A 16772-nucleotide genomic window follows, 5' to 3' on the forward strand; every position below is an offset into this window, starting at 1 on the left:
CTATGTCTTTTTTAAATGACACCCCCGGCAGGCAAGCCCAAAGTCCGCCTCCCGAACCGCCGCTTCTCCGGCGGTCGCACATGGACGAGGAGTGCGGCGCCATGAACCATTCACTTCCGCACATATTGATCGCCGAACGCGAATTCCTGATCGCGCTCGACGCGGAATACCTGATCAAGGCGGCGCTGGATTGCCGCACCACCCTGCTGCGGCCCGAACAGCTCGACCAGTGGGGCGCGGCCGCGCTGGCCGATGTCGACCTCTGCCTGCTCGACGTGCCGCTCGATGCCACGCAGATCACGGCGCGCATCGAACGGCTGGTGGCAGAAGGCGTGCCGCTTCTCTTCACGACCGTCGGCGACATCCATCGCGACGGCGTCAAGGGCTTCGAGGCCATTCCCGTCGTCATGAAGCCCCATGACGCCGAGACGCTTGCCGCAGGGGTCAAGCGGCGGCTGCGGCAGAGACCGCCACCGCCGGAAGAGGCCAATCAGAACTGACGGCCGAGCCTGGCGTCGACCGAATGGCTGTTGGCGCCCCGGATCACGAAATAGAACATGATCAGCGTCCACAGGATCGACTTTTCCGCGCCCATCAGGCCCTCGGCCTGCACGATGCCGTGGAAGTAGACGGTGACGGCGAGCACGATCATCGCCGCGAAGGCGGCCGGGCGCGTGAAGAGGCCGATGGCGATCAGGATGCCGCCGAAGAATTCCGTCGCGGCGAGCAGCGGCGACCAGAAGACGCCCGGATAGAAGCCGAGGCTCTCGACCATGCCGCTGGCGCCGAAGGGATTGAGGATCTTGCCATAGCCGTGCGTGACGAGCAGCAGGCCGGCGGCAACGCGCAGGATCGTTTCCGCGCTCTCGCCGAGCGCCGCGTAAATGCTGCCAAGCGAGGGGATGATGAGGCGCGGGTGATTGGTGGCAAGCTCTGACATGGGATCTCCTGTGGGATGTTGCAGTGCACCACGTCTCCTCCACGAATCGGGCTGCGACAAGATGTCCGCCAACAAAACATGATGAATTGAGTTGACAATTCTGTGAGAGGCGCGCGAGCCGGCGCGTGCCAAGACGCCCCCGCTACTATATGCTTTCGTCATCGATCAGGAGGTGACCATGTCCGGGGAAAAGCCGCGCGTTTCCATTCTCTACTGCACCCAGTGCAACTGGCTGCTGCGCGCCGGCTGGATGGCGCAGGAGCTGCTCTCGACCTTCTCCGACGGGCTCGGCGAAGTGGCGCTCATTCCCGGCACCGGCGGCAGTTTCGAGATCCGCGTCGGCGAGGCGCTCGTCTGGGAGCGCAAGCGCGACGGCGGCTTTCCGGGACCGAAGGAACTGAAGCAGCGTGTGCGCGACGTCATCGAACCGGGCCGGGACCTCGGCCACACGGACCGCGTCACCGACGCCGGCCAGGGCTGAAACCAAAACGGCGGGCCGAAGCCCGCCGTTCCCGCCGTGCTTATCGATAGGGCGAATAGCACAGGCGATACACCCCGCCGCCGGCATGGTAGCGGTTGGTGTAGGGGTCGTAGGTGCGGTAGCGGTTGGCGCACCAGTTCACATGCGCCCGGCGTCCGCCGTAATAGCGCGGCCGCTCGTAGCGCGGGCGATAGTAGCGACGCTCATAGCCGTAGTTCGGGCGATAGTGGCGACGATAGTAACGGCGGTCGCAGCCGTAACCATAGCAGAACTGCACCTGCGCCTGGGTGACGTCACTTTTCGTCTGTACCTTCATGTCCGGCACGGCGAGCGGAACGGCCTGGGCCGCACCCATGGGCGCGATCGCGGAGGCAATCCCCATCGCGCAACCGAAAACGAGATTTCGAATCTTCGACATGTGATCCTCACTGTTCTGGCGGGATTTTTCCCTGTCACGTCCCTGCTTTGCATTACGTTCACGCATTTTGTTTTATTCATGTCGCGCCCTTCACCGGGCCGGACCGCGAGCGACAGGAGGTGCTGCATGAGCCTGAAATTCGGAACCAGCGGCCTGCGCGGCCTTTCGGCGGATCTCGAAGGGCCGGCCACCGCGCTCTATGCCACCGCCTTTGCCCGTCATCTCCTCACCGCGGGCATCGCCCGGCCGGGCGACGAGGTTCTGATCGGCCGTGATTTCCGCGCCTCCAGCCCGGCCATCGCGGCCATCGCGATCGCGGCCCTTGGCAGGGCGGGCCTTTGCCCGCGCGATTGCGGCACGCTGCCGACACCGGCGCTGGCGCTGCTCGGCCTTGCCCGCAAGGCCGCCTGCCTGATGGTGACGGGCTCGCACATTCCCGCCGACCGCAACGGCATCAAGTTCTACCGGCCGGACGGCGAGATCGACAAGGCGGACGAGGCCGCCATCATCGCCGCCGCCGCGGCACTTCGCAGCGAAGGCGCGGACCTTCCCGCCACGCCGGAGACCGCCGACGACCTCCATGACGCCGCCATCGCGCTCTACACCGCCCGCAACCACACGCTATTGCCCGAGCGGGCGCTGGCCGGCCTCCGCGTCGGCGTCTACCAGCATTCGACCGTGGCGCGCGACCTTCTCGCTTCCGTGCTCGCCCATTACGGCGCGGACGTCGTCGCGCTCGGCCGCTCGGAACGCTTCATCCCCGTCGACACGGAGGCCGTCTCCGCCGAGACGATCGCCCTTCTAGAGGGCTGGGCCGTGCAGCACGGGCTGGCCGCCATCGTCTCCGCCGACGGCGATGGCGACCGGCCGCTCGTTGCCGACGAGACAGGAACGCCCCTGCGCGGCGACCTCGTCGGCCTCATCGCCAGCCGCTTCCTCGGCGCCACCGTGATCGCAACGCCGGTCACCTCGAATTCCGGCATCGAGGCCGCCGTTTCCGGCACGGTGCTGCGCACCCGGGTCGGCTCGCCCTTCGTGATCGCCGCGATGAACGAGGCGGTCGCCGCCGGCGAGACGGCCGTCGCCGGCTTCGAGGCCAATGGCGGCACGCTGACGGCGACGCCCTTTGCCGTGAACGGCCGCACGCTCGCCGCGCTCCCCACCCGCGACAGCCTGATGCCGGTGCTCGCCGTCCTGGCGCTCGCGGCGGCAGAAGACCGGCCGCTTTCCGCCATCGTCGCCGGCTTCGCCCTGCCGGCGGCGGCCAGCGACCGCCTGGAGAACATGCCGGTGGAGACCAGCGCCGCCCTGATGGCGGAGCTGCGCTCGGGCGCCGGGCCCCTTGCCGCCTTCCTCGCGCCGATCGGCGTGCCGGCCAAGGTGAGCGACCTGGACGGCCTGCGCGTCACGCTGGAGGACGGCAGCGTCGTCCATTTCCGCCCCTCCGGCAATGCACCGGAAATGCGCTGCTATGTCGAGGCGAAGAGCGAGACCGCCGCCGCGGACCTGCTTGCGGCCGGGCTGGAGCGTGTTCGCGCCTGGGCCACGAGCCGCTGAGCCTTTTCCGGCGGCCCGGTTTCCCCGCAAAACCGCCGCGCGCTTTTGCGGAAAAGGCATTTTTTGCCAAGCTGTTGCGAAAACTTCAAAAAGCCTGTTGACACCGGCGAGCGCTCCTTCTACATGCCTCTCCGTCGCCCAGATGGCGGAATTGGTAGACGCGCAGGTTTCAGGTACCTGTGCCGCGAGGCGTGGAGGTTCGAGTCCTCTTCTGGGCACCATTTCCTAGTTTTTCAACGTCCAAGGACGTTTGCTAGTGTCTTTTGGCATCCACAAAATTTGCTGGTACGATTGCTGGTATCGGAATCACGGTACCAACGACGCACCAGCACATGGCGACGGACAGACCCGGTGATGCGGCGCTCCGATCCATCAAGCCGCGCGACAAACAATTCAAGCTGTCGGACGGTGGCGGCCTGTTTCTGCTCGTAACCCGAACGGCAGTCGGTTGTGGCGACTTGCTTATCGTTTTTGGAAGTCGCCAGAAGCAACTCGCTCTCGGTTCATATCCGGCAACGCTGCTTGCCGATGCGCGGGAAGCACGCCGGAAGGCGAAAGGGCTGCTTGAGGCCGGCATCAATCCGGGCGCAGAAAAGAAAGAGCGCAAGGTCGCCGTAAAGGCTGCCAGAGAGGCAGCGGAGAATACATTTGCGGCCGTCGCGGAAAAGTATCTGACCAAGGCGGAGAGAGAAGGTCGAGCGGCCATCACGATGAGCAAGGCGCTATGGCTGCTGATCGACCTGACAAAGGGTTTGGCGGATAAGCCGGTGCATGAGGTCGCACCGAAGGACATTCTCGCCGTGCTTCGCCCTGTCGAAGCCAAGGGGAACTACGAAACGGCCCGGCGCTTGCGATCGACAATCGGCCGCGTCCTGCGGTTTGCCGTTGCCAACGGTTGGGCGGAACGGAATGCGACAGCTGATCTCAAGGGTGCGCTGACAGCCCCCAATGTCCGGCATCGTGCTGCAATCGTGAAGCCGGAACCGCTCGGTACGCTGATGCGCGCCGTCTATTCGTGGGAAAGCGGCCAACCGACCACCATCGCGGCGCTGAAGCTGATGGCGCTTCTCGCCTTCGGCTTTGGCGAAGTCGATTGCCGCACCAAGACACAACCATTCAGTGCATTGCCTGCCTGATCTGCGTCATGCATTCTTCAAGCGCTGGGGGAATGCATGGAATTTTATGCACATTCTGGTCGTGATCCGGGCAAATCCGACTGGCAGACCTTGAAGGAGCATTTGTTTGCCGTTGCACGGCTGGCGGGAGAGAAGGCTCGTCCGTTCGGACTTGAGCGAGCAGCGTTTATCGCAGGGCTTTTTCACGATCTCGGCAAATACAACCCGGCTTTTCAACGGCGCCTGGACGGCGCGACGGAGCCTGCCGATCATTCCACGGCCGGCGCGCAGGTTTTGCGCGATCTTGCCAGGGGGAACGATGCCACCATGGCACAGGTCGTCGGCTACGGCATCCTCGGGCACCATGCAGGCCTGCCCGACAGGCTGGACGGACCCGGCACCTTCGATCATCGCATGAAGCAGCCGCAGGCAATCGATCCGGTCTGGATGGAAGAGCTGCATGTCGAGATTTCCGGCCTCGTGCCCGACATGATTCAACGCTTTCCCACCGACCGGGCCGGCCATGCCTTCTCCTGGGCCTTCATGGGACGCATGCTGTTCTCGACGCTGGTGGATGCGGATTTTTCGGACACCGAGCGCTACTATGTGACGCTCGGCGAGAAGAAGGCGGACCGCGACTGGCCGGCGCTGGCCGCGCTGATCGATGATTTCACCGCGCGTTTCGATGTGTACACGACCGCGCTCTCGGGACGGGAGGGGGCGTTGAATTCCTTGCGCCGTGAGGTGCTGGCCCATGTGCGTAGAGGGGCCGAACGGGAGCCGAGCCTGTTCACTCTCACGGTGCCGACCGGCGGGGGCAAGACGCTGTCCTCCCTCGGCTTCGCGCTGGATCATGCCCGTCGGTACGGGCACCGCCGGATCATCTATGTCATTCCCTTCACCAGCATCATCGACCAGACGGCGGCAATCTTTCGCTCCGTGCTCGGAGAGGACAATGTCCTCGAACACCATTCCTCCATCGAGGAAGAATCGTTCGACGCGAAGCAGCGTGAGCGCAAGGATAAATTGAAACTGGCGATGGAGGATTGGGCGGCGCCGGTCATCGTGACGACGACCGTACAGCTTTTCGAAAGCCTGTTCACGGCCCGCCCGTCACGGGCGCGCAAGCTGCACAATATCGCCGGTTCCATCCTGGTTCTGGACGAGGCGCAGACCTTGCCGAAGGCCTTGCTGATGCCGATCATGCGGGCGCTGGAGGAACTGGCGCGCAACTACGGCTGCACGATCGTCCTGTGCACGGCGACACAGCCGGCGCTCGGCAGGCGTCCGGAATTGCCCGGCGGCTTGCCGTTGGAAGGCCGGGAACTGGCGCCGGACCCGCCGGGTCTGGCAACGAGACTTGCGCGCACGCGTATCGTCCATGCCGGTGATATGGACGACGGCGCACTGCTGGATGCCCTTGCCGGTCATGAACAGGCGCTGGTCATCGTCAACAGCCGGCGCCATGCGCTGGAACTCTACCGGAAGGCGTCCGAGGCCGGGCTGGAGGGAATCGTCCACCTGACGGCACGGCAATATGCGACGCATCGCCGGCGGATTCTGGCGGATGTGCGGGACCGCCTGAAGGACGGGCGGCCCTGTCGCCTGATCGCCACCAGCCTGATCGAGGCTGGAGTCGATGTCGATTTTCCCGTTGCCTGGCGGGCCGAGGCAGGCCTGGACCAGATCATACAGGCTGCCGGAAGGGTCAATCGGGAAGGCAGGCGCGACCGTGAAAGCAGTATCGTTACGGTCTTCAATCCACCCGCCCACCGGCCTCCTGCCGAAATCCGCGGCCTGATCGGCGATATGAAGCGGATCATCGACAAGCACGCCGATCTCACCTCGCTCGCCGCCGTGGAGGATTATTTCGGCGAGGTCTACTGGCGTATGGGCGAGGGCATGGACGGCAAGAATATCCTCGACCGGTTTGCGCTGAGCGGCCGTACGGGCTGCCATTTCGATTATCGCACGGTCGGCCGGGATTTCCGCATGATTGAAAGCGGTCTGGCGCCGGTGATCGTGGCACTGGACGAGGGGGCAAAAGAAGCCGTTGATCAACTGGGAGTGGAGGCGATTCCGTCTGGAATGTTGGCGCGGAAGCTGCAATCCTCGGTAGTGTCGATGCCTCCGAAAGCGAGGGACCTGCTGATCAGGAGCGGCCATGTCGCGTTCGCTGCGCCGCAATGGAGGGGAGACCAGTTTGCTGTTCTGCAGACAGCCAGCCTGTACGTTCAGGAGGTAGGTCTGCTTTGGGAGGATGCGGGCTATCTCGGCGTGGAAGACATGATTTTCTAGCTGAATCCGCTCTGCAGCGGTGTTCTCATGCGTTTTCGAATGTTTTTGGGAGGGCGCCAATGACCTACGGAATTCGCCTGAAAGTCTGGGGTGATTATGCTTGTTTCACGCGCCCGGAGATGAAGGTCGAGCGTGTCTCCTACGATGTCATGACGCCTTCCGCGGCGCGCGGCCTGCTGGAGGCGATCCATTGGAAGCCGGCGATCCGCTGGGTGATCGATGCGATCCATGTGCTGCAGCCCATCCGCTTCCAATCGATCCGGCGCAACGAGGTCGGCCACAAGGCGCCGGCGGGCAAGATCAGGTCAGCGATGAAACGCGGCGATCTGCAGGGGTTGAACCTGCTGGTGGACGAGGATCGCCAGCAGCGTGCCGCCACCGTGCTGGTGAAGCCGGCCTATGTGATCGAGGCGCATTTCGAGCTGACGAAGAGGGCCGGTCCCGATGACAACGAGGGCAAGCATCTCGATATTTTCAACCGTCGTGCGGCGCGGGGTCAGTGTTTCCATCAGCCTTGTCTCGGCACGCGGGAATTCGCGGCGCATTTCGAGTTGCTCCCGCCCGATGCGCCGCTGCCGCAGGCCATCGGCGAGAGCCGCTATCTCGGCTTCATGCTGTTCGACATCGATCACGCGACGGACGGGCGGCCGTCGCTGTTCTTTCGCGCCGCGCTGGAGAATGGCGTGGTGAGGGTTCCGTCGCCGAGTTCCCCGGAGGTTCGGCGATGACGATCCTTTCCGCGCTTGCACGGGCCTATGATCGCCTGCCGAATGCGCCGCCATTCGGGTATTCTTCGGAAAAGATCGGCGTCGTCGTCGGCCTGAACCGTGATGGATCCGTCGCCAGCGTCACCGACTGGCGCGATGGCGAGGGCAGGAAGGCGCGGCCTCGGCCGATGCCGGTGCCGGTGCCGCAGCCCGTGAAGCGCACGGCAGGCATCGCGCCGAACTTTCTCTGGGACAAGACCTCTTATGCCCTGGGGGTGACGGCTGGCGAGGGGCGACGCACCGCAGACGAGCACCGGGCTTTCGTGGAACGACATCTGGGGGACTTAGGGGAAAGTGACGATCCCGGTCTGCGCGCTTTCCTGTCGTTCTTGACGGCGTGGTCGCCGGAACAGTTCACGGTTTCGCCCTGGCAGGACGACATGAAAGACCAGAACGTGGTTTTTGCGCTGGAAAGCGACCGGCGCGCGAACATCTTCCTGCACGACCGTCCCGCGGCCAGGACCCTATGGGAGCGCCTGTCGAGCCGGGGAAGCGGCAGGGAGGAAATCTGCCTCGTTCGCGGAGAGCCCGGAGCGGTCGCGCGCCTTCATCCATCGATCAAGGGTGTCTGGGGCGCGCAATCTTCCGGCGCGGCGCTTGTCTCCTTCAATCTCGACGCCTTCACCTCCTACGGCCACGAACAAGGTGACAATGCTTCCGTCTCCGAGGCAGCGGCCTTCGCCTATACGACGGCGCTCAACCGGTTTCTGGAAAGGGACAGCGGACACCGCATCCAGATCGGTGATGCCTCCACGGTATTCTGGGCGGATGCGTCCGAGGCGGGTGCGGCGGAGGAGGCGGAGATGCTGTTTCCCGTCTTCTTCGATACCGTCGATCAAGAGCAGGAAGCAGAAGAGAAGATCGGGGCGAAACGTATCCGCGAGCGGCTGGAGCAGATCCGCAAGGGGGTGCCGCTGGAGGAAGTGGAGCCGAACCTCGGCAAGGTGCAGTTCTACGTGCTGGGACTTGCGCCCAATGCCGCCCGGCTCTCCATCCGTTTCTTCCATTCCGGCAATTTCGGCGAACTGACCCGGCATTACCAGCAGTTCGTCTCCGACATGCGGATCGAGCCGCCGCCGCGCGAGCCTTTCCCGCCGCTCTGGCGCTATCTTCGCGAAACCGCCGTGCTGGGCAAGAGTGAGAATGTCACGCCGAACCTGGCCGGGGAGTGGATGCGTTCGATCCTGTCGGGCACGCATTATCCGCTGACGCTCCTGTCGTCGGTCCTGACGCGCATCCGCGCCGATGGCGAGATCAATGTCCTGCGCGCCGGCATTCTCAAGGCTTTGCTCATCCGTAATTTCAAAAGCAAGGAGGCATCCGTGGCGCTCGATCCGGCAAATACGAACAAGGGCTATCTGCTGGGGCGGCTGTTTGCCGTTTATGAGCACATCCAGGCTGCGGCGCTCGGTCCGAAGGTCAACGCCACGATCAAGGACAAGTTCTATGGTTCGGCCTCCGCGCAACCGCGCAAGGTGTTCCACCTGCTCGAAAGCGGTTCTGCCAATCATCTGTCCAAGGTCGGCAAGCAGAAGCCCGGCTACAAGGTCGTTCTGGAAAAGCGGGTCGGCGCCATCATGGAACTGATGAGCCCCGGTGCGGACCCTTTCCCGGCTTCGCTTTCTGCCGAGGACCAGGCGCTTTTCGGCCTCGGCTACTATCATCAACGCAACGAGTTTTTCAAAAAGCCGGCTGAAGCCGCTGTTTCGAGGGAGACTGACGCATGACCGCGATTGCCAACCGCTACGATTTCGCGCTGATCTTCGAGGTCGTCAACGGCAATCCCAACGGCGATCCGGATGCCGGCAACCTGCCGCGGCTCGATCCGGAGACGAACAGGGGGCTGGTGACGGATGTCAGCCTCAAGCGCAAGATCCGCAATTATGTCGACCTCGCCCGCCACGGTGAGGACGGTTTCCACATCTATGTCGAGGAAGGCGCAATCCTCAACCACAAGCACCGGCAGGCCTATCGGGCAATCCGCGAGGGCGACCCGAAGGTCGAGAAGGACGCCAAGCTGAATCCGAGGGACGATACGGAGGCGAAGGCCATCACCGCCTTCATGTGCCGGAACTTCTTCGATGTGCGCACCTTCGGCGCCGTCATGTCCACCGGCGTCAATGCCGGCCAGGTGAAGGGGCCGGTGCAAATGACCTTCGCGCGCTCCGTCGAGCCGATCCTGCCGCTCGAGATCTCGATCACCCGCATGGCCGCCACCAACGAGGCTGAAAAGAAGCAGAAGGCCGAGGGCGACGACTCCAGCGAACGCACCGACAACCGCACCATGGGACGCAAGCATATCGTTCCCTACGGTCTTTACGTCGCGCACGGCTTCATTTCCGCCAAGTTCGCGGAGCGCTCGGGCTTTTCGGAAAGCGACCTTTCCCTGTTGTTCGAGGCCCTTGCGACCATGTTCGAGCACGACCGTTCTGCCGCGCGCGGCGAAATGGCGACGCGCAGGCTGGTGGCGTTCAAGCATGACAACGCGCTCGGCAACGCGCCGGCGCATGCCCTGTTCGAGCGCATCCGTATCGGCCGCAATGTGGAGGGCGAATTTCACGTCATCGACCAGCGGCTGGACAATCTGCCGCCGGCGAGAGCCTTTTCGGATTATATCGTGACGATCGATCGTGACGGTCTGCCCGAAGGTGTAGAGGTTCTGGAATTGCTTTGAACCATGGCCATCGATGACGGTGACGAGGGGCAGGATGCAGGAGAGCCCATTCCACTCTCTGCCCTTCAACATGCCATCCATTTGTCTGCGCCAGGCGGCGCTGATCCATGTCGAGAGGTTTTAGGCCCGACAATCGCTTCACGGCGGAAGGCAACGTGCTGCATGCCGTGGCCGATAGGGGCGGATCGCGACGGGTGGGAGGGCTTCGGTGCGTCATGTCGTTGCCCGTCGCATCGCGTCGCCTCATCAGGCGCAAGCCGAACTGCATGAGATCATCGTGGGGATAGTCGCTAGGAGCCACCGTTAGCCGGCTATCGGCGGGCTAAGCCGCGCAAAGCCCTCTTGCCGGCGATAGGGGAAATGGGGATAGGGCGCAGTGACGGCGCTGGCTTCATCCAGCTTTGCCACCTGTTCGGGTGTCAGGCTCCAGCCGACCGCGCCGAGGTTCTGGCGAAGCTGTTCCTCGTTGCGCGCGCCGACGATGACGGAGGAAACGGTCGGGCGTCGCAGCAGCCAGTTCAGCGCGATCTGCGGGACCGTCTTGCCCGTTTCCTCGGCAATAGCATCGAGCGCATCGACGACGCGATAGAGGTGTTCGTCGTCCACCGGCGGGCCGAAACTTGCGGTCTCATGCAGGCGGCTGCCTTCGGGCAGCGGCGTGCCGCGCCGGATTTTTCCCGTGAGCCGACCCCAGCCGAGCGGACTCCAGACCATCGCGCCGAGGCCCTGATCCGCACCCAGCGGCATCAGATCCCATTCGTAGTCGCGCCCGACCAGCGAATAATAGACCTGATTGGCGACATAGCGCGGCCAGCCGTAGCGATCGGCGACGGCCAGCGATTTCATGATCTGCCAGCCGGAGAAGTTGGAGACGCCGACATAGCGGACCTTGCCGGCGCGCACGAGCGTATCGAGCGTCGAAAGCACCTCCTCGACCGGCGTGCCGGCGTCGAAGGCGTGCAGTTGCAAGAGGTCGATATAGTCGGTCTGGAGGCGGCGCAGCGCATCCTCGACCGCCCGGATCAGCCGGAAGCGGGAGGAGCCTGCGTCGTTCGGCCCGTCGCCCATCGGCAGGCCGGTCTTGGTCGAGATCAGCACCGCATCGCGCCGACCCTTGATGGCCTCGCCAAGCACCTCCTCCGAAGCGCCGTTGGAATAGACATCGGCCGTGTCGAACAGGTTGACGCCGGCCTCCAGGCAGATGTCGACGAGCCGGCGGGCCTCGGTGGCGTCGGAATTGCCCCAGTTGCCGAAGAGCGGGCCGGAGCCGCCGAAGGTTCCGGCGCCGAAGCTGAGGACCGGCACCTTGAGGCCGGATTTTCCGAGAGGTCGATAGTCCATGGGAATGCTCCTTAGTGAACGGGATTGCAGGAAGGTGAGAGGGCCACGCCCTTGCTCACCCAGACGGCAATCAACGCGGTGGCGATGGCGAATAGCGGAAACAGCGCAGCCGTGATCGGCACCACGGCGAGGCCCGGCCCTTTGTCGATGACCACGCCTCCGGACCATGCGCCGGTGGCGTTGCCGAGATTGAAGGCGCCGATGTTGAAGTTGGATGCAAGGCTCCGGACCGCGCCTTCGGCCTTGGACAGCACCCACATCTGCAAGGGCGCGACGGGCATGAATGGTATCCGATGATGTTCCTTTGCCCGGAAGATAGACGCTGCGTGTTGGATGAAGTAGCCTGCGCTTAGGAATATCATTCATGAATTGAATTCAAAGGATGCCATGGAACTCACGCTTGAAAAATTCGGTCCGCGAGACTTCGCCGACTATTTCCGGCTGGCGAGCGACCCCAAGGTCATGGCCATGATCACGGAGCGGGCCATTCCCGCCGAAGAGGCGCGGCGCAACTACGAAGAGCTTCTGGCCGATAATGCCCTCCATCCGGAGCTCGGCCACTTCCGCGTCCTCGATGAGCGAGGAACGTTCATCGGTCTGGGCAAGCTGGCGGTGAAAGCAGCGGCGGCGGATCAGGCCGAGCTGGGCTACATGCTCGCCCCGGAATATTGGGGCAAGGGAATAGCCAGTCGGATCGCCAGGCTTTTGGTGGCGCGGGCCGAGCGGCAATCCGCATTGCGAAGCCTCTTCGCCATCATCGATCCGGCCAATGTTCCGTCGAGGAAAATCCTGATCAACAATGGTTTCGTCTCAAGGGAAGGATTTCGACGGCCTGCCGGGCGAAGTGCTGGAAAGGACATGGTAGGACATGGGAAGCCCGCATCACAACCGGTCCGGCGAGATGGAAGTGTTCGTGCGCGTGGTCGAGCTCGGCGGGTTCTCGCCTGCCGCGCGCGCCGAGCGCATGACGCCTTCGGCGGTCAGCAAGCTGATCGCGCGGCTGGAATCCCGGCTCGGCGCGCGGCTGCTCAACCGTTCGACACGCCAGCTCCAGCTCACGCCGGAGGGCTGCGCCTTCTATGAGCGGGCGACGCGCATTCTTGCCGATCTGGAGGATGCGGAACGGGTGGCCGGCGCCGGCGAACAGGCGGTGGGGCGCGTCCGCATCAACACCAGCGCCTCCTATTTCAACCATGTCCTCACGCCCGCGCTGCCGGCGTTTCTGGCGCGTCATCCGGGCGTCACGCTCGATATCGTTCAAACCGATGCGGTGGTCGATCTCCTGGCGGAGCGCACCGATGTCGCGATCCGCGCCGGGCCGCTGAAAAGTTCCAGCCTCGTCGCGCGCAAGCTCGGCGAGACGGCGCTGACCATCGTTGCCGCGCCGTCCTATCTGGAACGCTGCGGCGAACCGCGCTCCATTGCCGATCTCGAACGGCACAATCGCCTCGGCTTCGGTTATGCCCGCGCGGTCGATGGCTGGCCGCTTCGGGAAGACGGCGAAACCATCGTCGTGCCGGCGACGGGCCGCGTGCAGGCGAGCGACGGCGAGGGCCTGCGCCATCTGGCGCTGGCCGGCGTCGGCCTCGCCCGCCTTGCCGCCTTCACCGTGCGGGAAGACATCGCCGCCGGACGGCTGGTGCCGGTCCTCCGCCATCTCGATGCCGGGGAGACGGAGGCTTTCCATGCCGTCCATGTCGGCCAGGGCGGACCGCTGCCCTCACGCGTGCGGGCGCTGCTCGACTTTCTCACGGAGCACGGCAAGGTGTCCTGATCCGGCGCGTCAGCCGCGTCGGGCCGCCTCGATCGCGGCGACGTCGATCTTCTTCATCTCCATCATCGCCTCGAAGGCGCGTTTTGCCTCGGCGCCGCCGGCGGCCATTGCCTCGGTCAGCGTGCGCGGGGTGATCTGCCAGGAGATGCCCCATTTGTCCTTGCACCAGCCGCACACGCTCTCCTGGCCGCCATTGCCGACGATGGCGTTCCAGTAACGGTCCGTCTCCTCCTGGTCGTCCGTGGCGATCTGGAACGAGAAGGCTTCGCTGTGCTTGAATGTCGTGCCGCCGTTGAGGCCGATGCAGGGAATGCCGGCGACGGTGAAGTCGACCGTCAGCACGTCGCCGGCCTTGCCGGACGGGAAGTCGCTGGGCGCGCGGTGGACCGCGCTCACGATGCTGTCGGGAAACGTCTCGGCGTAGAAGTTGGCCGCAGCCTCGGCATCTCCGTTGTACCAGAGGCATATGGTGTTCTTGGCGATCGTCATTTGCTTTTCCTTTCGTTTTCCGGTCGTAAGCGCCGAGCCTACTGGTTGATCTCGGGCACGACGAGCTTCGCGAGCTTGTCCAGCGAGTCCTGCCAGCCGAGATAGCAGGCCTCGGCGGGGATGATATCCGGCACGCCCTGCTGCTCGATGTGCATTTCCGTGCCGACCGACACGGCCTTGAGAGTCACCGTGACCGTCATCTCGCCCGGCAGGTTGGGGTCGTCGAAACTGTCGGTGTAGACGAGGCGCTCGCCCGGAACGAGGTCCAGATAGGTGCCGCCGAAGGCATGGCTCTCGCCCGTCGTGAAGTTGCGGAACGACATCCGGTGACGGCCGCCGACCTTCGCATCCAGCTCGTGGACGGAGCAGAGGAACCCATAGGGCGGAAGCCAGCTTGCGACCGCGTCCGGTTCGAGGAATGCGCGATAGAGTTTTTCCGGTTTGACGGCGATGACACGGTGCAGACGGATCGTGCTGGGCATGATGCTCTCCTGTGGTTCGGTTTCGTCGTGTGTTCGGTCGGGTGCCCGCCTCCTCTGTCGGGGCACCTTGCGGGCAGCCAATCGTTGCCCGATGCAGTTAAGACGAACGAAGCAGAATGAGTCCGACATGACATCGGAATAAATCTGACGTCGGCCGATTCCTTCACCGGCTCGCGATATGATGCGGATATTCAAGCTGCATGGCGACCACGTTGGCGGTGCCGGCGCCATAGCGCGCGGCGATCGTGTCAAGCGTGAGGTCGAGCGCATCGGCCGGCTTGCGGTCGGGAAAGGTCGATACGCGCTGCTCCTCCGGCCGGTCCGAATCCGCCCGGTCGGGCACGATGCGGATGCCGTTCATGGTCACTACCGTGTCCGGAGAGCCGGCATAGCTCGTCGCATGCGAACGGTAGGTTCGCGACCATGCGTCGGCAACCAGCGCCAGCGACACCTCGTCCATGCCCGGCTCCAACCGGATGCCGAACTCTTCCCGGTTCCAGACGGCCATTCTGTTGGCAAGCACCGTCGTCGCGAACGGCCGGGTGAGCCGGAATGCAGCGCTCGCATGCCGCGCGTCCCATTGCTCCAGGCCGAGATCGTGGGCGACCGCCTCCGCCTTCGCCCGGCCGGCAATCGCCTCGATCAGCGTCAGCATCATCGGCAGGGAGGCGGAGATGCCGGTGGTCGTCGCCACGCCCTCGTCCGCGACCATCCGCCTGTCCGCGACATATCGGATCGTCGGGCTGCGCTTCAGCATCTCGGCCAGATAATACCAGTGTGTCGTCGCACGCTTGCCGTCGAGCAGGCCCGCCGCTCCCACGACCTTCGCACCGGCGCAGATGCCGATGACCGTCGCGCCTTTCTCCGCCTGCGCCCGGAGCCAGGCGACTACCGCGGGATCGTCGTCGTGGCTCATGGCGGGCACGATGATGAAGTCGGCGCCTTCGGGATGCGCGGCATCGAACTCAGCGATCGTCGCATCCGGTTCGACCGCGAGCGCCGGATAGAGCTGCACCGGGCCGGCATCGGTCGCCAGCATCGTCACATCGGCTACGTCGGCGCGTCGCAGGATGCTGGTGGGCACGAGATAGTCGGTCGTCTCGGTGGCGTCGTTGATGCCGATCACCGCGACCAGCGGACGTTCACGCTTCGACGGCCGGAGCGAAGCGAGCATGGCGTCCGCCTCTTCCTGCGGGACCAGCGGCGCGACCGCCGCCGCCGTTGCTGCCGGCAGGCTGAGCAGCCAGCCCCCGAAACCTGCCATCGACAGGATGATCAAGCCGATACCGCACCAGATCAGACAGGCTTTCGACATGGGTATACCTCCCGGGCAGGAGCGGAAACGCCTCCGAGCTGTCCGTCCTTCCGCCGCGTCAGGTTTGAATCCTAGCAGCGGGAGCATTTGGCAGGAATGACAAAGATATGGTAATTTCCGCCAATGCACCACGTTGTCTTCATCGTCTATCCGGGCTTCGAGCTGCTCGACGTCTCGGGGCCGGCATCTGTCTTCAACGGCGCCAATCGCGCTCTGAGCTGGCGGGGAAAGCCGGCCTTCTACAAGGTCGTGCTCGCATCGTCACAAGGCGGCGCCATCAAAAGCAGCAGCGGCCTCGCGATGGAGACCCGGCCGGTTGCCGGGCTTCGATCGGCGGAGACCCAGTCCGTGCTGGTCGCCGGGGCCGAGCGCGAACCTCTCCTGCAGGCGATGGCGGATCCGGCCATCGGCAAGGCCCTGCCGCAACTGGCGGCGACGGCGGATCGGTTCGGCGCGGTCTGCACCGGCGGCTTCGTGCTGGCCGCGCTCGGACTTCTCGACGGACATCGCATCGCGACGCACTGGGATTCCTGCGAGCCCTTCACGAAGGCCTTTCCCAAGGTCGTTGTCGACCCTGACTCGCTCTATGTCGTCGACGGCAGGCTCTGGACATCGGCGGGTGTGACCACCGGCATCGACATGGCGCTGGCGATGGTCGCGCACGATCTCGACGCGGCGATTGCCGGCGAGGTCGCCAAGCGGCTGGTGCTCTATGCGCGGCGGCCCGGCTACCAGTCGCAGTTCAGCCCGGTTCTCAAGGCGCAGGTGAAGGGCGACAGCCCGTTTGCCGACCTGATCGGCTGGATTCAGTCGAACCTCGGCGCATCGCTGGACGTGCCCTCGCTCGCCGCGCGCGCGGGCCTCAGCGAACGCACCTTCCATCGCAGGTTCGCGGCGGCGACCGGCGAGACGCCGGCCCGCTTCGTCGAGACCGCCCGGCTCGACACCGCGCGCATGCTTCTTTCACGCGGGCTGTCGCTGAAATCGGTCGCGGCTGAGGTCGGCCTCTTCCCGCCCGCGCGTCTCGCCGAAGCCTTCGAGCGCCGCTTCGGCGTCACACCGCGCCTCTTCCGCGACATGCACGCCGCGTTGTGAGCGCTCAAAGGCGGCTTCGGAGATGC

Annotated in this window: 17 protein-coding genes, 1 tRNA gene and 1 pseudogene; 12 read left to right on the forward strand and 7 right to left on the reverse strand. The window is 64.5% G+C overall.

From position 1 onward, the window contains the following. Positions 1 to 101: 101 nt before the first annotated feature. Positions 102 to 500 carry a response regulator gene (locus MUU56_RS26745; protein WP_244770326.1) on the forward strand — a complete coding sequence of 133 codons (399 nt, stop codon included), beginning with the start codon at positions 102 to 104 and terminating at the stop codon, positions 498 to 500. Here the strand turns inward: MUU56_RS26745 and MUU56_RS26750 are convergent. After that, the gene (locus MUU56_RS26750; RefSeq protein WP_244770327.1) at positions 491 to 940 is read right to left on the reverse strand and encodes a DoxX family protein; all 450 of its coding nucleotides are present in this window, start codon (positions 938 to 940) and stop codon (positions 491 to 493) included. The two genes, MUU56_RS26745 and MUU56_RS26750, sit on opposite strands and share 10 nt — an antisense overlap. Positions 941 to 1118: 178 nt before the next feature. Between MUU56_RS26750 and MUU56_RS26755 the strand changes: the two genes are divergently transcribed. After that, the gene (locus MUU56_RS26755; RefSeq protein ID WP_244770328.1) at positions 1119 to 1421 is read left to right on the forward strand and encodes an Rdx family protein; all 303 of its coding nucleotides are present in this window, start codon (positions 1119 to 1121) and stop codon (positions 1419 to 1421) included. Between the two features lie 40 nt (positions 1422 to 1461). On the opposite strand, the gene MUU56_RS26760 is transcribed toward MUU56_RS26755, so the two are convergent. Beyond that, on the reverse strand, positions 1462 to 1839 hold the full coding sequence (locus MUU56_RS26760) for a BA14K family protein (RefSeq protein WP_244770329.1): 378 nt from the start codon (positions 1837 to 1839) through the stop codon (positions 1462 to 1464). Positions 1840 to 1965: 126 nt separating this feature from the next. Between MUU56_RS26760 and MUU56_RS26765 the strand changes: the two genes are divergently transcribed. The 7 genes from MUU56_RS26765 to cas7c all read left to right on the forward strand — a co-directional run bounded on the left by MUU56_RS26765 (position 1966) and on the right by cas7c (position 10250). After that, complete coding sequence (locus tag MUU56_RS26765) at positions 1966 to 3396, forward strand: phosphohexomutase domain-containing protein (RefSeq protein WP_244770330.1); 1431 nt, start codon at positions 1966 to 1968, stop codon at positions 3394 to 3396. 136 nt (positions 3397 to 3532) lie between these two features. Beyond that, positions 3533 to 3617 (forward strand) — tRNA-Leu (locus MUU56_RS26770). 111 nt (positions 3618 to 3728) lie between these two features. Beyond that, on the forward strand, positions 3729 to 4532 hold the full coding sequence (locus MUU56_RS26775) for a tyrosine-type recombinase/integrase (RefSeq protein ID WP_244770331.1): 804 nt from the start codon (positions 3729 to 3731) through the stop codon (positions 4530 to 4532). A 36-nt stretch (positions 4533 to 4568) separates the two neighbouring features. Beyond that, positions 4569 to 6809: a CRISPR-associated helicase Cas3' gene (gene cas3 / locus MUU56_RS26780; protein WP_244770332.1), complete on the forward strand. Its 2241-nt coding sequence runs from the start codon at positions 4569 to 4571 to the stop codon at positions 6807 to 6809. A 59-nt stretch (positions 6810 to 6868) separates the two neighbouring features. Continuing rightward, positions 6869 to 7537 carry a type I-C CRISPR-associated protein Cas5c gene (gene cas5c / locus MUU56_RS26785; protein WP_244770333.1) on the forward strand — a complete coding sequence of 223 codons (669 nt, stop codon included), beginning with the start codon at positions 6869 to 6871 and terminating at the stop codon, positions 7535 to 7537. Next, a complete protein-coding gene (cas8c, locus tag MUU56_RS26790; protein WP_244770334.1) occupies positions 7534 to 9303 on the forward strand; it encodes a type I-C CRISPR-associated protein Cas8c/Csd1 in 1770 nt (589 codons plus the stop codon). The genes cas5c and cas8c overlap by 4 nt, the downstream gene beginning before the upstream one ends. Further along, positions 9300 to 10250 (forward strand): type I-C CRISPR-associated protein Cas7/Csd2, encoded by a 951-nt coding sequence (cas7c, locus tag MUU56_RS26795; protein ID WP_244770335.1) that lies wholly within the window; start codon positions 9300 to 9302, stop codon positions 10248 to 10250. Before cas8c ends, cas7c begins: the two co-directional genes overlap by 4 nt. A gap of 303 nt (positions 10251 to 10553) precedes the next feature. On the opposite strand, the gene MUU56_RS26805 is transcribed toward cas7c, so the two are convergent. Together MUU56_RS26805 and MUU56_RS26810 are read right to left on the reverse strand one after the other, a co-directional pair. Next, entirely contained in the window at positions 10554 to 11591 is a 1038-nt protein-coding gene (locus MUU56_RS26805) for an aldo/keto reductase (protein ID WP_244770336.1), read from the reverse strand. 11 nt (positions 11592 to 11602) lie between these two features. Beyond that, positions 11603 to 11872, reverse strand: a complete 270-nt coding sequence (locus MUU56_RS26810) for a hypothetical protein (RefSeq protein ID WP_398432426.1) — start codon at positions 11870 to 11872, stop codon at positions 11603 to 11605. Between the two features lie 106 nt (positions 11873 to 11978). On the opposite strand from MUU56_RS26810, the pseudogene MUU56_RS26815 reads away from it, so the two are divergent. Both MUU56_RS26815 and MUU56_RS26820 read left to right on the forward strand, forming a co-directional pair. Beyond that, positions 11979 to 12389: pseudogene (locus MUU56_RS26815) on the forward strand (GNAT family N-acetyltransferase); the annotation flags it as partial. A gap of 70 nt (positions 12390 to 12459) precedes the next feature. Continuing rightward, on the forward strand, positions 12460 to 13365 hold the full coding sequence (locus MUU56_RS26820; RefSeq protein WP_244770337.1) for a LysR family transcriptional regulator: 906 nt from the start codon (positions 12460 to 12462) through the stop codon (positions 13363 to 13365). 9 nt (positions 13366 to 13374) lie between these two features. On the opposite strand, the gene MUU56_RS26825 is transcribed toward MUU56_RS26820, so the two are convergent. The 3 genes from MUU56_RS26825 to MUU56_RS26835 all read right to left on the reverse strand — a co-directional run bounded on the left by MUU56_RS26825 (position 13375) and on the right by MUU56_RS26835 (position 15651). After that, complete coding sequence (locus tag MUU56_RS26825) at positions 13375 to 13848, reverse strand: VOC family protein (RefSeq protein WP_244770454.1); 474 nt, start codon at positions 13846 to 13848, stop codon at positions 13375 to 13377. Between the two features lie 44 nt (positions 13849 to 13892). Continuing rightward, positions 13893 to 14336 carry an SRPBCC family protein gene (locus MUU56_RS26830; RefSeq protein WP_244770338.1) on the reverse strand — a complete coding sequence of 148 codons (444 nt, stop codon included), beginning with the start codon at positions 14334 to 14336 and terminating at the stop codon, positions 13893 to 13895. Between the two features lie 163 nt (positions 14337 to 14499). Next, positions 14500 to 15651, reverse strand: a complete 1152-nt coding sequence (locus MUU56_RS26835) for a DJ-1/PfpI family protein (RefSeq protein ID WP_244770339.1) — start codon at positions 15649 to 15651, stop codon at positions 14500 to 14502. A 123-nt stretch (positions 15652 to 15774) separates the two neighbouring features. Between MUU56_RS26835 and MUU56_RS26840 the strand changes: the two genes are divergently transcribed. After that, positions 15775 to 16746, forward strand: a complete 972-nt coding sequence (locus MUU56_RS26840; RefSeq protein WP_244770340.1) for a GlxA family transcriptional regulator — start codon at positions 15775 to 15777, stop codon at positions 16744 to 16746. The last annotated feature ends 26 nt before the right edge of the window (positions 16747 to 16772 follow it).

Source organism: Shinella yambaruensis (genome assembly GCF_022899355.1).
In the GTDB taxonomy this organism is placed as follows: domain Bacteria; phylum Pseudomonadota; class Alphaproteobacteria; order Rhizobiales; family Rhizobiaceae; genus Shinella; species Shinella yambaruensis.